Origin of the sequence: Nitrogeniibacter mangrovi, assembly GCF_010983895.1 — a bacterium.
GTDB lineage: Bacteria > Pseudomonadota > Gammaproteobacteria > Burkholderiales > Rhodocyclaceae > Nitrogeniibacter > Nitrogeniibacter mangrovi.
Map to the genome: position 1 here is coordinate 1,122,382 of NZ_CP048836.1, position 12,856 is coordinate 1,135,237.

Annotated in this window: 15 protein-coding genes; 13 read left to right on the forward strand and 2 right to left on the reverse strand. The window is 65.1% G+C overall.

The window, feature by feature from the left end; translation table 11 throughout:
- The first annotated feature begins 4 nt into the window (after positions 1–4).
- Genes ctaD through G3580_RS05190 form a run of 5 tightly spaced genes read left to right on the forward strand, consistent with a single transcriptional unit; the run spans position 5 to position 3,363 of the window.
- Positions 5–1,588: a cytochrome c oxidase subunit I gene (ctaD, locus tag G3580_RS05175; RefSeq protein WP_173764248.1), complete on the forward strand. Its 1,584-nt coding sequence runs from the start codon at positions 5–7 to the stop codon at positions 1,586–1,588.
- A gap of 3 nt (positions 1,589–1,591) precedes the next feature.
- Positions 1,592–1,708, forward strand: coding sequence for a cytochrome oxidase small assembly protein (locus G3580_RS19795; protein ID WP_217424606.1), 117 nt, complete (start codon positions 1,592–1,594; stop codon positions 1,706–1,708).
- The gene (locus G3580_RS05180; RefSeq protein ID WP_173764249.1) at positions 1,705–2,256 is read left to right on the forward strand and encodes a cytochrome c oxidase assembly protein; all 552 of its coding nucleotides are present in this window, start codon (positions 1,705–1,707) and stop codon (positions 2,254–2,256) included. Before G3580_RS19795 ends, G3580_RS05180 begins: the two co-directional genes overlap by 4 nt.
- The gene (locus G3580_RS05185; RefSeq protein WP_173764250.1) at positions 2,256–2,459 is read left to right on the forward strand and encodes a DUF2970 domain-containing protein; all 204 of its coding nucleotides are present in this window, start codon (positions 2,256–2,258) and stop codon (positions 2,457–2,459) included. Before G3580_RS05180 ends, G3580_RS05185 begins: the two co-directional genes overlap by 1 nt.
- A gap of 52 nt (positions 2,460–2,511) precedes the next feature.
- Complete coding sequence (locus G3580_RS05190; RefSeq protein ID WP_173764251.1) at positions 2,512–3,363, forward strand: cytochrome c oxidase subunit 3; 852 nt, start codon at positions 2,512–2,514, stop codon at positions 3,361–3,363.
- A gap of 5 nt (positions 3,364–3,368) precedes the next feature.
- Here the strand turns inward: G3580_RS05190 and G3580_RS05195 are convergent, their stop codons facing one another.
- Positions 3,369–3,566 (reverse strand): twin transmembrane helix small protein, encoded by a 198-nt coding sequence (locus tag G3580_RS05195; protein WP_173764252.1) that lies wholly within the window; start codon positions 3,564–3,566, stop codon positions 3,369–3,371.
- Positions 3,567–3,638: 72 nt separating this feature from the next.
- Between G3580_RS05195 and G3580_RS05200 the strand changes: the two genes are divergently transcribed.
- From G3580_RS05200 to G3580_RS05220, 5 genes are read left to right on the forward strand one after another with little or no spacing between them, the layout of a single operon-like run.
- Positions 3,639–4,328: an SURF1 family protein gene (locus G3580_RS05200; RefSeq protein ID WP_173764253.1), complete on the forward strand. Its 690-nt coding sequence runs from the start codon at positions 3,639–3,641 to the stop codon at positions 4,326–4,328.
- 7 nt (positions 4,329–4,335) lie between these two features.
- Positions 4,336–4,911: an SCO family protein gene (locus G3580_RS05205; RefSeq protein ID WP_228720777.1), complete on the forward strand. Its 576-nt coding sequence runs from the start codon at positions 4,336–4,338 to the stop codon at positions 4,909–4,911.
- Between the two features lie 5 nt (positions 4,912–4,916).
- Complete coding sequence (locus G3580_RS05210) at positions 4,917–5,930, forward strand: COX15/CtaA family protein (protein WP_173764254.1); 1,014 nt, start codon at positions 4,917–4,919, stop codon at positions 5,928–5,930.
- Positions 5,911–6,810, forward strand: a complete 900-nt coding sequence (gene cyoE, locus G3580_RS05215; RefSeq protein ID WP_173764255.1) for a heme o synthase — start codon at positions 5,911–5,913, stop codon at positions 6,808–6,810. The genes G3580_RS05210 and cyoE overlap by 20 nt, the downstream gene beginning before the upstream one ends.
- Before the next feature lie 10 nt (positions 6,811–6,820).
- Positions 6,821–7,405 carry an SCO family protein gene (locus G3580_RS05220; protein ID WP_173764256.1) on the forward strand — a complete coding sequence of 195 codons (585 nt, stop codon included), beginning with the start codon at positions 6,821–6,823 and terminating at the stop codon, positions 7,403–7,405.
- 72 nt (positions 7,406–7,477) lie between these two features.
- Here the strand turns inward: G3580_RS05220 and rpoH are convergent, their stop codons facing one another.
- Positions 7,478–8,335 (reverse strand): RNA polymerase sigma factor RpoH, encoded by an 858-nt coding sequence (rpoH, locus tag G3580_RS05225; protein ID WP_173764257.1) that lies wholly within the window; start codon positions 8,333–8,335, stop codon positions 7,478–7,480.
- A 263-nt stretch (positions 8,336–8,598) separates the two neighbouring features.
- On the opposite strand from rpoH, the gene G3580_RS05230 reads away from it, so the two are divergent.
- Genes G3580_RS05230 through G3580_RS05240 form a run of 3 tightly spaced genes read left to right on the forward strand, consistent with a single transcriptional unit; the run spans position 8,599 to position 12,802 of the window.
- Positions 8,599–10,779, forward strand: a complete 2,181-nt coding sequence (locus G3580_RS05230; RefSeq protein WP_173764258.1) for a type I secretion system permease/ATPase — start codon at positions 8,599–8,601, stop codon at positions 10,777–10,779.
- Complete coding sequence (locus G3580_RS05235) at positions 10,776–12,191, forward strand: HlyD family type I secretion periplasmic adaptor subunit (protein WP_173764259.1); 1,416 nt, start codon at positions 10,776–10,778, stop codon at positions 12,189–12,191. Before G3580_RS05230 ends, G3580_RS05235 begins: the two co-directional genes overlap by 4 nt.
- Positions 12,188–12,802 carry a LuxR family transcriptional regulator gene (locus G3580_RS05240; RefSeq protein ID WP_173764260.1) on the forward strand — a complete coding sequence of 205 codons (615 nt, stop codon included), beginning with the start codon at positions 12,188–12,190 and terminating at the stop codon, positions 12,800–12,802. Before G3580_RS05235 ends, G3580_RS05240 begins: the two co-directional genes overlap by 4 nt.
- Positions 12,803–12,856: the final 54 nt, after the last annotated feature.

Genomic DNA, 12,856 nt, shown 5'->3' on the forward strand with positions numbered 1-12,856 from the left:
CAGAATGTCGGCTGTCACCCCCGATCAAGTGCATGACGATCATCACCATCATGGCCCCACCGGCCTGATGCGCTGGATCACCACGACCAATCACAAGGACATCGGTACGATGTACCTGATCTTCAGCTTCATCATGTTCCTCTCCGGGGGCGTGATGGCGCTGACGATCCGTGCCGAACTGTTCAAACCGGGCCTGCAGATCGTGCAGCCCGAATTCTTCAATCAGCTCACCACCATGCATGGCCTGGTGATGGTGTTCGGCGCGATCATGCCGGCCTTCGTCGGCTTTGCCAACTGGATGCTGCCGCTCATGATCGGCGCTTCCGACATGGCCTTCGCGCGCATGAACAACTGGAGCTTCTGGCTGCTGCCCGTCGCGGCGGTGCTGCTGATCGGCTCCTTCTTCGTGCCCGGTGGCGCCACGGCGGCCGGCTGGACCCTGTATGCGCCGCTGTCGGTGCAGATGGGCATGGGCATGGATATGGCGATCTTCGCCATCCACATCATGGGGATCAGTTCGATCATGGGGGCGATCAACATCATCGTCACCATCCTGAACATGCGTGCGCCCGGCATGAAGATGATGAAGATGCCGCTGTTCTGCTGGACCTGGCTGATCACCGCCTACCTGCTGATTGCGGTGATGCCGGTGCTGGCCGGGGCGGTGACCATGATCCTGACCGACCGTCACTTCGGTACCAGCTTCTTCAATGCCGCCGGTGGTGGTGACCCGGTGCTCTACCAGCACGTGTTCTGGTTCTTCGGGCATCCGGAGGTCTACATCATGATCCTGCCGGCGTTCGGGATCGTCAGCCAGATCATCCCGACCTTCGCCCGCAAGCCGTTGTTCGGCTACGCCTCGATGGTCTATGCCACGGCGTCGATCGCGATCCTGTCCTTCGTGGTCTGGGCGCACCACATGTTCACCACCGGCATGCCGGCGCAGACACAGCTGTTCTTCATGTACGCGACCATGCTGATCGCGGTGCCCACCGGGGTGAAGGTGTTCAACTGGGTGGCCACCATGTGGCGCGGCTCGCTCACCTTCGAGACCCCGATGCTGTTCGCGGTGGGCTTCCTGTTCGTGTTCACCATCGGTGGCTTCACCGGCCTGATCTGTGCCATCGCGCCGATCGACATCCAGTTGCAGGACACCTATTACGTGGTGGCCCATTTCCACTATGTGCTGGTGGCGGGATCGCTGTTCGCGTTGTTTGCCGGCGCCTACTACTGGTTACCGAAGTGGACCGGCCACATGTATTCGGAGAAGCTCGGCAAGCTGCATTTCTGGTGCTCGATCGTGTTCTTCAACGTCACCTTCTTCCCGATGCACTTCCTCGGTCTGGCCGGCATGCCGCGACGCATCCCGGACTACTCGCTGCAGTTCGCCGATTTCAACGCGCTGGCCAGCATCGGAGCCTTCGGTTTCGGTCTCTCGCAGCTGATCTTCCTCGCGGCGGTGATCAAATGCGCTCGCGGCGGTGAGAAGGCGGCGGCCAAGCCCTGGGAAGGGGCAGAGGGTCTCGAGTGGACGGTGCCGTCGCCGGCGCCGCATCACACCTTCGAAACGCCGCCGGTCGTCGAGTAATTCATGGAGGGCACGATGGGCAAGCGCAAGAGCAATCTCGGTATCGCACTGGTGTTGCTGTCCGTCGTACTCGCCTTCTTCATCGGCATCATGATCAAGACCGCGCTGTTCGGACAATGAGCGCTCCAGCCAACGAAAACCGCCGCCTGCTGACGCGATTGGGCGTCGCGGCGGTCGCCATGTTCGGTTTCGGTTTCGCCATGGTGCCGTTCTACAACGCCATCTGCCGCGTGACCGGGCTGCGCAACATCCTGCAGCCCGATGCGGTGGAGAACACTCAGGTGGATCGGTCGCGATCGGTGGTTGTCGAGTTCGACGCCAACCTGCATGCCATGGCATGGCATTTCCGACCCGTGCAACGCGCAGTCGAGATCCATCCGGGTGAGCTGGTTCAGGTGGCGTACGAAGTGACCAATACGCGTGACGAGCCGGTCACCGGGCAGGCGGTGCCCAGCTACGGGCCCCAACTGGCTGGCAAGCATTTTCGCAAGGTCGATTGTTTCTGCTTCGAGCAGCAGACACTCGCACCGCGCGAGACGCGCACCATGCCGGTGGTGTTCGTGATCGATCCCGGGCTGCCGCAGGACGTGCGCACCATCACGCTGTCCTACACCTTCTTCGAGGTGGAAGGGACGCGTGCGCCGGCGCTGCGGGAAGGGCGCACGTGATGACGGAGCCGGTGCGTCAGGCGGGTTTCTGGGCGACCATGCGCGCGGTGCTTTGGTCGTTCATCGGGGTGCGCAAGCGGCGCGCCTATCAAGAAGATGCCGAGTCGCTCAACCCCAAGGCGGTGATCGTGGCGGGCGTTCTCGGTGGAGTGATTTTTGTATTGAGCATTCTCGCCTTCGTGCGGTTCGTGGTGGGTGCGTGAGCCGACCGCTGGCGGGCATTTCGTTTTGGCAACCATCCGGGAGAACTCCCTCATGAGTCAAGCCGTTGAGAAGTACTTCGTACCGGAACCGTCCAAGTTCCCGATCTTTGGCTCCTTTGCCCTGCTGTGCATCGGCTCGGGCGCCGTCATGTGGCTCAACAGTGTCGGGCCGGGACCGGAGGTGTTCTTCCTTGGCATGGCGACGCTGATCTACATGCTGTTCGGCTGGTTCGGCCAGGTCATCCGCGAGTCCGAAGGCGGCAAGTACGGCAAGCAGGTGGACTCGGCCTTCCGCTGGAGCATGGGCTGGTTCATCTTCTCTGAAGTGATGTTCTTCGCCGCCTTTTTCGGCACGCTCTTCTACGTGCGCGTCATCGCGGTGCCCTCACTCGGTTCCGAACTGAACGCCGGGCTGATCTGGGACGGCTTCAAGGCGGCCTGGCCGACGGCGGGCCCCCACGCGGCCGACACCTTTTCGCCGATGGAAGCCTGGGGCATTCCGGCGATCAACACCCTGATCCTGCTGACCTCGGGTGCTACGCTGACCTGGGCGCACTGGGGGCTGACCAAGGACAACCGGGGGCAACTGAAGCTCGGGCTGTTGTTCACGATTCTGCTCGGGGCGATCTTTCTGTCCCTGCAGGCGTTCGAGTACATCCATGCCTACGAGGAAATGAATCTCAAGCTGACCTCGGGCATCTACGGTTCGACCTTCTTCATGATGACCGGCTTCCACGGGCTGCATGTGACGATCGGCGCGATCATGCTGCTGGTCATGCTGTTCCGCGTACTCGCCGGGCACTTCACGAAGGAGCACCACTTCGCCTTCGAGGCGGCGGCGTGGTACTGGCACTTCGTCGATGTGGTGTGGCTGCTGCTGTTCGTCGTGGTGTACTGGCTCTGAGCGGCTCAGAGCCGGGTATGGATCAGGCCGGTGGCGTAGCCGATCATCAACAGCAGGAACAGGCCGATTGACAGACCGACGCGGAGCGTGAGCGCCTTGACGGTGCGATCGCTTCCGCGACCCCGATCACGAAACAGGAAAGTCAGGGCCGAGCCCAGACTGAGCACGATCAGTATCAGCAACAGGATGACAACGATGCGCATGACAACTCCCGGGATGGCGAGTGGCCAGTTTAGCTCAGCCACGCGCGAAACGGGGGTGGGGCCGTGCGGCGCATGATGGCCTGGCTGCCCTACGTGGCCGGGGTGCTGATGATGTTCGTCACGATCCAGCTGGGCCTGTGGCAGACGCGGCGCGCCGACGAGAAGATCGCGCTGGGGCAACGCCTCGAGGCGGCGGCCGCAGCGGCGCCCGTCGCCGGGGCCGATATCGGGCGGACCGCTGAATGGACGCGGGTCGCACTTCACGGTCGCTGGCTGGCGGACAAGACCGTCCTGATCGACAACCGGGTCCATGAGGGGCGCGCCGGCTATTACGTGCTCACGCCGCTGCGCACGGACGCCGGCCAGGTGGTGCTGGTGCGGCGGGGCTGGGTCCCGGTGGGGCGCGACCGATCCCGGCTGCCGGAAGTCACGACACCCTCTGGGTCGGTGGCGATTGTCGGGCAGGTGCGTATTCCTGAGCCCAAACCGTTCTCGCTGGCCGACGCGGCAGGTGCGGGCAGGTTATGGCAGTACCTTGATCTGGCGGCCTACGCCAAGGCTTTTCAGGTGGCGCCGGCGGATCGCATCGTCGAGCAGACTTCGGTGGCCGACGATGGCCTCGTGCGGGACTGGCCGCGCCCCGATCTGGGAGTCGACCGCCATCGGGGCTACGCGGTGCAGTGGTTCGGGCTGGCCGCGCTCGCGGCCGGGTTGTGTGCATGGTTTGGATGGAAACGGTGGCGCGAACATGTCAGTCGCTGAAGCGGGTATGAAGTCAGGGAATCAGAAGCCGTCCACGCGGGGGCGCTGGACGTTGATGGCCTTGATCGCGGTGTGTGTGTTGCCCGTGATCGCCTCGTATCTGACGTTCTACGTCTGGCCGCCCGAGGGGCGCATGAATTTCGGCACGCTCGTGACCCCGACCCCGCTACCCGAATCGATCCTGGCGGATACGCAAGGGCACACCGTCGGGCGCGACCAGCTGGCGGGCAAATGGACTTACCTCATCGTCGCGCCTGGTCATTGCGATGATCGCTGCCGCCAGGCCCTGTACCTGACCCGCCAGGTGCGCACCGCCCAGGCCAAGGAGATGGACCGGGTCGCGCGCGTCTGGCTGGTGACCGACGCCACCGCGCCGAGCGCCAGTGTGCTCGACGGCCATCCCGGCCTGCAGGTGCTGATGGCCGATGCGCCTTGGCGCGCCCGATTCGTGCCCGCTGGCGAACCGCGCGTCTGGCTGGTCGATCCGCAGGGCAACGTGATGATGCGCTATCCGGACGAGCTCGAGCCCAAGGGCATGCTCAAGGATCTGGCGCGGCTCCTCAAATACTCGCAACAGGGGTGAGTTGCATGTATCGCCGACTGGTCTTCATTGCGCTGTTTCTGACATTCACGGTGGTGGTGCTCGGTGCCTTCGTGCGCCTCTCGGACGCCGGCCTGGGCTGCCCCGACTGGCCTGGCTGCTATGGGCAGCTGAGCCCGGCTCATGCCTCCGAGCAGATTGCCGAAGCGGTCGCCGAGGCGCCGCACGGGCCGGTGTCGATGCCCAAGGCCTGGAAGGAGATGATCCACCGCTACCTGGCGGCCACGCTGGGCTTCGGCATTTTGGTGATCGCCCTTTTGGCATGGCGCCGGCGGCAGGACGCCAATGTGCGCGTCGGGATCGCGATCGCCCTGGTCGGCGTGGTGATCGTTCAGGGGTTGTTGGGTAAATGGACCGTCACCCTGTTGCTCAAGCCGGCGATCGTCACCGGGCATCTGATCGGTGGGCTGACGACGATGTCGCTGCTGGCCTTGCTCGCGCTCAAGGCGGCGGGTGGGCAGCGATACGGGGTTTCATCGGGGCTGCTGCGCTGGGCGCGGCTCAGTCTGCTGGTGGTGATCGCACAGATCGTGCTCGGGGGCTGGACCAGCACCAACTATGCCGCGCTGGCCTGTACCGATTTCCCGACCTGTCGCGGCAGCTGGTGGCCGGCGATGGATGTGGCCAATGCCTTTCACGTGGTGCGCGAACTGGGCATGACCGCGCAGGGGGATCTGCTCTCGAACGAAGCGCTCACCGCGATTCACTGGATGCATCGCCTTGGCGCTGCCGTTGTCACGATCGTGCTGCTCGTGCTGGCATTTCGCTTGATCGCCGCCGGGCGGCGCGCCATGGGCGCGGCGGTGGCCGGGGCACTCGTCGTTCAGGTCTGTCTGGGTATCGCCAACGTCCTGTTCAGTCTGCCGTTGCCGCTGGCGGTGGCGCACAACGCCGGCGCTGCGTTGCTGTTGCTCACGATGGTGGTTGTGAATGAACGTCTGCTGCCGGCCCGGCAGTGGGGCTGGGTCGGAAGGAGGAAGCATGAAAACGCTTACGCTTGAGCAATACGATGTCCCGCGTCGCCTGCGTCAGTTCTCGGTACTGACGAAACCGCGCGTCAACACGCTCATCGTCTTCTGCGCCATGATCGGGATGTTCCTCGCGGTGCCCGATGGCCTGCCCGGCGCGGGCGTGGTGCTGGCGGCCACGGTCGGCATCGCCCTGGTGGCCGGCGCGGCGGCGGCCATGAACTGCCTGATCGAACAACAAATCGATGCACGCATGGCGCGCACCCGGGCGCGCCCGACCGCGCGCGGGGAACTGGGCACGGGCGAGATCCTGCTGTTTGCCGGCGTGCTCGGCGCGGTGGGCCTGTGGATCCTGTACGTCCTGGTCAATCCGCTGACCATGTGGCTGACGCTGGCCACCTTTGTCGGTTACGCCGTGGTCTATACCGTGTTCCTCAAGCCGAAGACGCCGCAGAACATCGTGATCGGCGGGGCCTCCGGCGCCATGCCGCCGGTGCTCGGCTGGGCGGCAGTGACCGGTGAGGTCAGTGCCGACGCGCTGCTGCTGTTCCTCATCATCTTTGCCTGGACGCCGCCGCACTTCTGGGCGCTGGCCCTGTACCGCACCGCGGACTACGCCCGCGCCGGCCTGCCGATGCTCCCGGTCACTCACGGCTCCAAGTTCACCCGGCTGTCGGTGCTGCTATACACGTGCATTCTGTTCGGGGTCACCCTGCTGCCGTTTGCCACGCGCATGAGCGGCTTGCTCTATCTGGCCTCGGCGGTCGTGCTGGGCGGAATCTTCCTGCGCTACGCGTGGCGCCTGTACGTGAGCTACAGCGACAAATTGTCTCAGCAGACTTTCCGCTACTCGATCCTCTACCTATCATCCCTGTTTGCCGCCCTGTTGGTGGATCATTACCTGCGTTTCTGATGGACAGAGCATGCTGCGTTTTCTTCTGCTGGTCGCGGCGTTCGCCGTGACCGCCTGCTCCCCGGCGGACAAGCCGGCGAGTTTCCGCAATACCGATATCACCGGGGTCGACTACGGTAGTCACTTCGAGCTGACCGATCACAACGGCGTCAAGCGTTCGCTGGCCGATTATCGTGGCAAGGTGGTCACGGTGTTCTTCGGCTACACCCAGTGTCCCGATGTGTGTCCGACCAATCTGAGCACGATGGCCTCGGTCATGCAGTTGCTCGGCGACGATGCGGCGCGGGTCCAGGTCCTGTTCATCACGGTCGATCCGGAGCGCGACACGCCGGAGCTGCTCAAGCAGTACGTGCCGGCCTTCGATCCGCGCTTCGTGGGCTTGTACGGTACCGCCGAGCAGACGGCGGCGGTCGCCCGGGAATTCAAGGTCTTCTACCGCAAGAGTGGCGACACCTCGGGGTCGAACTACACGGTCGACCATTCGGCGGGCACCTACGTGTTCGATCCGGCCGGGCACCTGCGCCTCTACGTGAAGCACGGCACCGCGGCGGAGGATATCGCCGCCGACATCCATCAGTTGCTGACGGCCAAATGATCATCGCGGCGTCGCCGGGAGCATGAAAAAAGGCGACCCGGAGGTCGCCTTTTTTCATGGTGGCGGCCGTGTTTACATCACCGTGGCCAGTTCTCCACGCATCTTCTTCATGGCCTTGGCCTCGATCTGGCGAATGCGCTCGGCGGATACCCCGTATTCGTCCGCCAGTTCATGCAGGGTGGCGGACTTGCCGTCCTCGTTGAGCCAGCGTGCGGTGATGATCCGGCGGCTGCGTTCGTCCAGGTTTTCAAGCGCCAGGCGCAAGCCATCGGTGGCCAGATGCGCCTGCTGGGCCTGTTCGAGCACTTCGGCGGGCTCGGCGCCCGGGTCGGGCAGGTAGGCGATGGGGGCGAAATGGTCGTCGTCGTCATCACGGCCGCTGTCGAGCGGCACGTCCTGACCGCCCAGGCGGGTTTCCATCTCGACGACCTCTTCGGGCTTGACGCCCAGCTGTGCGGCCACCGCGGCCACGTCGTCCGGGCTCAGGGCGTTGCTGTCCTTCTTGAAGCTGCGCAGGTTGAAGAACAGCTTGCGTTGGGCCTTGGTGGTGGCCACCTTGACCAGGCGCCAGTTCTTGAGGATGTACTCATGGATCTCCGCCTTGATCCAGTGGATCGCGAAGGACACCAGGCGTACGCCGCGACGCGGGTCGAAGCGCTTGACCGCCTTCATCAGGCCGATGTTGCCTTCCTGGATCAGGTCGGCGTGGGGCAGGCCGTAGCCCAGATAGCCCCGAGCGACCGCGACCACCAGACGCAGATGGGACAGCACCAGCCGCCGTGCGGCGTCGAGGTCCCCGTCGTCGTGGAATCGGGTCGCGCAATCACGCTCTTCCTGCTCGCTCAACACCGGCACCCGGTTCGCGAACTGGATGTATTGGTCGATACTCCCGACCGCGGTCGGGACAGGCAAGGAAACGAGCTGTGTCATCTATGGAGTCTCCCTTTTCGTCTGCCACTATGTTAGCACTCGATCGATGAGAGTGCTAACGCCCGGATAGGTTCCCGCCGGGCGAAGGAATTCGGTGCCAAATGAGGCCCCGGATCATCGTTCGTGCCTGACAGTGCGACGTCGCCCGATCGGGCGCGGGCCTGTGAGAACATTGCGATTCGGAGTCAAGTTGCCCGGTGGGTTGTCGTTAACCCCCGGTATCGAATTGCAACAATGCAACGCAGGATGGATTGACGGACACTATGTCGGAAGATGTCAGCGCAGTCGTGAGCCCTGTTGCCGAGGCCCCGCATCGGGACGCCGACCCCCATCGGCCCGATGCACTGCTCGAGTGCCTGCTGGTGGTGGCTCGTGCCCATGGTGCCAGCCTCACGCGGGACGCTGCGACCGCCGGGTTGCCGCTTCAGGCGCACCGGCTGAGCCCGTCGCTGTTCGAGCGTGCCGCCCGGCGCGCGGGGCTCGCCAGTCGGGTGGCGCGCCGTCCGCTCATGCGACTCAATGCGGATCTGTTTCCCGTGGTGGTGCTGCTTCAGGACGAGCAGGCCTGTGTCCTGCTCGGGTGGACCGAGCGTGGGCAGGCCCGGGTGATCTATCCGGAGTTGAGCGACGCCGAGGTGATCGTGCCTCGCGAGGACCTGGAAGCGCGCTACCTGGGGCGGGTCATCTTCGTGCGCCCGCGGTTCCGCTTCGATGCGCGCGCACCGCAGGTCGGGTCGGTCCGGCATCGTCACTGGTTCTGGGGCGCCATCAACGAGAACCGGCGCCTGTATCGCGATGTGCTGATGGCGGCGTTGCTGATCAATACCTTCGCGATCGCGCTGCCCATGTTCACCATGAACGTGTACGACCGCGTGGTGCCGAACAAGGCGATCGAAACCTTGTGGATGCTCGCCGTCGGCGTGGTGATCGTGCTCATGGCCGATCTGACCCTGCGCACCATGCGGGGGTATTTCATCGATCTGGCGGGCAACCGGGTGGACGTCAAGCTGTCCGCCTACATCATGGAGCGGGTGCTGGGCCTGCAGATGGAGCAGCGTCCGGTCTCGGCCGGTTCCTTCGCGGCCAATCTGCGCTCCTTCGAGACGGTGCGCGACTTCATCACCTCGGCCACCGTCAGCGCCTTCGTGGACGTGCCCTTCGCCCTGATCTTTCTGGTGGTGATCGGCTGGATCGCGTGGCCGATGATCATTCCCATCGTGACCGGCATGGTGTTGATCCTGCTCTACGCGATGAGCGTGCAGAGCAAGATGCACGACCTGGCCGAAACCACCTACCGGGCCGGGGCGCTGCGCAATGCCACCCTGGTGGAAAGCCTGGTGGGGCTGGAGGCGGTCAAGTCGCTGGGCTGCGAGGGGCACATGCAACGCAAGTGGGAGCAGAGCGCTACGCATCTGGCCCGGGTCAGTGCGCAATTGCGCCTGCTGGCCACCTCGACCACCAACGGCGCCGGCTGGGTGCAGCAGACCGTGAACGTGGCCGTGGTGGTGCTCGGCGTGTACCTGATCGGCGACGGTCAGCTGAGCATGGGCGGCCTGATCGCCTGCTCGATGCTGTCCTCGCGCGCCATGGCGCCCATCGGCCAGGTGGCGGGCCTGCTGACCCAGTACCACAACGCGTCTACCGCCCTGACTTCGCTCAACGACATCCTGTCGCGGCCGGTGGAGCGCCCGGAAGAGTCGAGTTTCGTCAGCCGGACCGCGTTCGACGGGCGGATCGAGTTCAAGGATGTCAGCTTCACCTATCCCGGCGAGGGGCCGCAGGCCTTGCGCAACGTGTCCTTTACCATCGCGCCGGGCGAGCGGGTCGGTGTGCTCGGGCGCATCGGTTCGGGCAAGACAACGCTGGAAAAACTCATCCTCGGTCTGTACCGGCCCACCGAGGGGGCGGTGCTGATCGACGGTATCGACCTGCGTCAGCTCGATCCGGCCGAACTGCGCCGCCATGTGGGCTACGTGCCGCAGGACGTCACCCTGTTCTACGGCAGCCTGCGGGACAACCTCACCATCGCCTCGCGCGATGCCGACGATACCGACGTGCTGCGCGCCGCCCAGATCGGGGGCATCGCCGAGTTCGTCAACAGCCATCCGCAGGGTTTCGACATGCTCGTGGGCGAGCGGGGCGAGTCGCTCTCCGGCGGGCAGCGCCAGGGCGTGGCCATCGCCCGGGCTTTCATCAACAATCCGCCGATCCTGCTCATGGACGAGCCGACCGGCTCGATGGACCATTCCAGCGAGGAGCACGTCAAGCAGCAACTGCGCGAGCATGCCGCCGACAAGACGCTGATCGTCATCACGCACCGCACCTCGCTGCTCGAATTGGTCGACCGCATCATCGTGGTCGATGCCGGCAAGATCGTGGCCGATGGGCCCAAGGCCCAGGTGGTCGAAGCCTTGCGCCAGGGCCGTATCGGGAGGGCCGCATGAGCCATATCGATTCGGACGCCTTCGAGCGCATCGGCCAGCTCTCCGGTGCGGTGTCCAGCCGGACCCGCCCGTGGCTCGATCGCATCCTCGGCCGCTGGATGCCCGAAGAGCGGTTCGACGATCACGACTGGGCGGCCGACGCCGACTGGGCGCACCTGCAGCAGGAGCCCTTGCGCGCACGCGGCCTGCTGCGTGCGGCGCTGGTGGTCTTCATCCTGCTCGGCGTCTGGGCCTCGTTTGCCCAGATCGACGAGGTCACCAAGGGCGAGGGCAAGGTCATCCCCTCCAGTCAGGTGCAGGTGCTGCAGTCGGTCGATGGCGGCGTGGTGGAGGACATCCTCGTGCATGAGGGCGATACGGTCGATGCCGGGCAGGTACTGGTGCGCATCGATCCGACCCGCTTCGTGTCCTCCTTCCGCGAAAACCGGGTGCAGTATCTGGCGCTGCTGGCCAAGTCGGCGCGCCTGCGTGCCATCTCCGAAGGCAAGGCTTTCGTGCCGCCAGAGGAGGTCGTCAAGGGCGCGCCCGACGTCGTCAAGCAGGAGCAGGAGCTCTACAAATCGAGCCAGGCCGAGCTGGATGCCGAGATGGGCATCGCCCGCCAGCAGGTCAAGCAGCGCAACCAGGAACTGGTCGAGGCGCGTGCCCGGTTGGCCCAGGCCTCGAAGGGGCTGTCGCTGGCCGAGCAGGAACTGAAGGTGACCCGGCCGCTGCTCAGCTCCGGCGCCGTGTCGGAGGTCGAACTGCTGCGACTCGAGCGCGACGTGAGCCGGCTGCGCGGCGAACGCAACCAGACCAGCGCTCAGATCTCGCGCATCCAGTCGGCCATCGTCGAGGCGGAGCAGAACATCCAGGACGTGGACCTCACCTTCCGCAATGCCGCCCGCACCGAGCTGTCGGACACCATGGCCAAGCTCAACAGCCTGTCGGAGGGCAGCACCGCGCTGGCGGACCGGGTCAAGCACGCCGAGGTGCGCTCGCCCATGCACGGCACCGTCAAGCGGCTGCTGGTCAATACCATCGGCGGGGTGGTCCAGCCCGGCAAGGAGGTGGCCGAGGTGGTGCCGCTGGATGACGCGCTGCTGCTCGAAGCGCGGATCAAGCCCCAGGACATCGGCTTCCTGCGTCCCGGACAGAAGGCGCTGGTGAAATTCACCGCCTACGACTTCGCCATCTACGGCGGGCTCGAAGCGACGGTCGAACACATCGGCGCCGATACCGTCACCGACGAGAAGGGCAACGCCTTCTACGTGATCCGCGTGCGCACCAAGAAATCAAGTTTGGGCAAGAATCTGCCGATCATTCCAGGGATGGTGGCGCAAGTGGATGTGCTGACGGGCAAGAAGACCATTCTGGCCTATCTGCTCAAGCCGGTCTTGCGCGCCAAGGCCAATGCCCTGACAGAACGATGACCAGCCATCTCTTTATCAGCTCCAGGACACGTCTGCTGTCGCGATGGCAGCAGGCGTTCCCCGATGCCCGGATTGCCGCCGATACCGGGGGGGCGCCTGCCGACCTTGTCTGGTGGGCGCCTGCCGAATTCGATCTGCGGCTGCTGGAGCGGCTGCTGGCGCGTGTCGGTGGCGCTGCCCCCGTGGTCGTGCTCGTCAACGCGCCGAACCCCGCCGAAGCCATGCAGGCCCTGTCGGCCGGGGCGCGTGGCTATTGCCACGCCTATGCCACGCCCCAGATGCTGCAGCAGGTGGCGGTCGCGGTTCAGAACGGTGGCCTGTGGCTGGGCCCCGACTTGATGAGCGCCATGATCGGGGCCGCCAGCAAGCAGCTCCTCAGCGATGCCCCGGCGCCCGATCGGTTGGACGTGCTCACGCCGCGCGAGCGCGCGGTGGCGATCGAGGTCGCACGCGGCGCCACCAACAAGGAGGTGGCGCGGCGCCTCGAGATCACCGAGCGAACCGTGAAGGCCCACCTGGGCGCGGTGTTCGAAAAGCTCGGCGTGCGCGATCGCCTGCAACTCGTCCTCGAATTCCGCGACGCGACCAGGCACGTGGGTCAGGCCGCCTGAGGCGATCTGCGCCGACCCTGTCCACCGGTCCAATATCGGCCGCGCCGCCACGGC

Excerpts from the sequence above, each read along its gene's own strand:
- ctaD (WP_173764248.1), top strand. The coding sequence starts at position 5 with ATGTCGGCTGTCACCCCCGATCAAGTGCATGACGATCATCACCATCAT.
- G3580_RS19795 (WP_217424606.1), top strand. The coding sequence starts at position 1,592 with ATGGAGGGCACGATGGGCAAGCGCAAGAGCAATCTCGGTATCGCACTG.
- G3580_RS05180 (WP_173764249.1), top strand. The coding sequence starts at position 1,705 with ATGAGCGCTCCAGCCAACGAAAACCGCCGCCTGCTGACGCGATTGGGC.
- G3580_RS05185 (WP_173764250.1), top strand. The coding sequence starts at position 2,256 with ATGACGGAGCCGGTGCGTCAGGCGGGTTTCTGGGCGACCATGCGCGCG.
- G3580_RS05190 (WP_173764251.1), top strand. The coding sequence starts at position 2,512 with ATGAGTCAAGCCGTTGAGAAGTACTTCGTACCGGAACCGTCCAAGTTC.
- G3580_RS05195 (WP_173764252.1), bottom strand. The coding sequence starts at position 3,566 with ATGCGCATCGTTGTCATCCTGTTGCTGATACTGATCGTGCTCAGTCTG.
- G3580_RS05200 (WP_173764253.1), top strand. The coding sequence starts at position 3,639 with ATGATGGCCTGGCTGCCCTACGTGGCCGGGGTGCTGATGATGTTCGTC.
- G3580_RS05205 (WP_228720777.1), top strand. The coding sequence starts at position 4,336 with ATGAAGTCAGGGAATCAGAAGCCGTCCACGCGGGGGCGCTGGACGTTG.
- G3580_RS05210 (WP_173764254.1), top strand. The coding sequence starts at position 4,917 with ATGTATCGCCGACTGGTCTTCATTGCGCTGTTTCTGACATTCACGGTG.
- cyoE (WP_173764255.1), top strand. The coding sequence starts at position 5,911 with ATGAAAACGCTTACGCTTGAGCAATACGATGTCCCGCGTCGCCTGCGT.
- G3580_RS05220 (WP_173764256.1), top strand. The coding sequence starts at position 6,821 with ATGCTGCGTTTTCTTCTGCTGGTCGCGGCGTTCGCCGTGACCGCCTGC.
- rpoH (WP_173764257.1), bottom strand. The coding sequence starts at position 8,335 with ATGACACAGCTCGTTTCCTTGCCTGTCCCGACCGCGGTCGGGAGTATC.
- G3580_RS05230 (WP_173764258.1), top strand. The coding sequence starts at position 8,599 with ATGTCGGAAGATGTCAGCGCAGTCGTGAGCCCTGTTGCCGAGGCCCCG.
- G3580_RS05235 (WP_173764259.1), top strand. The coding sequence starts at position 10,776 with ATGAGCCATATCGATTCGGACGCCTTCGAGCGCATCGGCCAGCTCTCC.
- G3580_RS05240 (WP_173764260.1), top strand. The coding sequence starts at position 12,188 with ATGACCAGCCATCTCTTTATCAGCTCCAGGACACGTCTGCTGTCGCGA.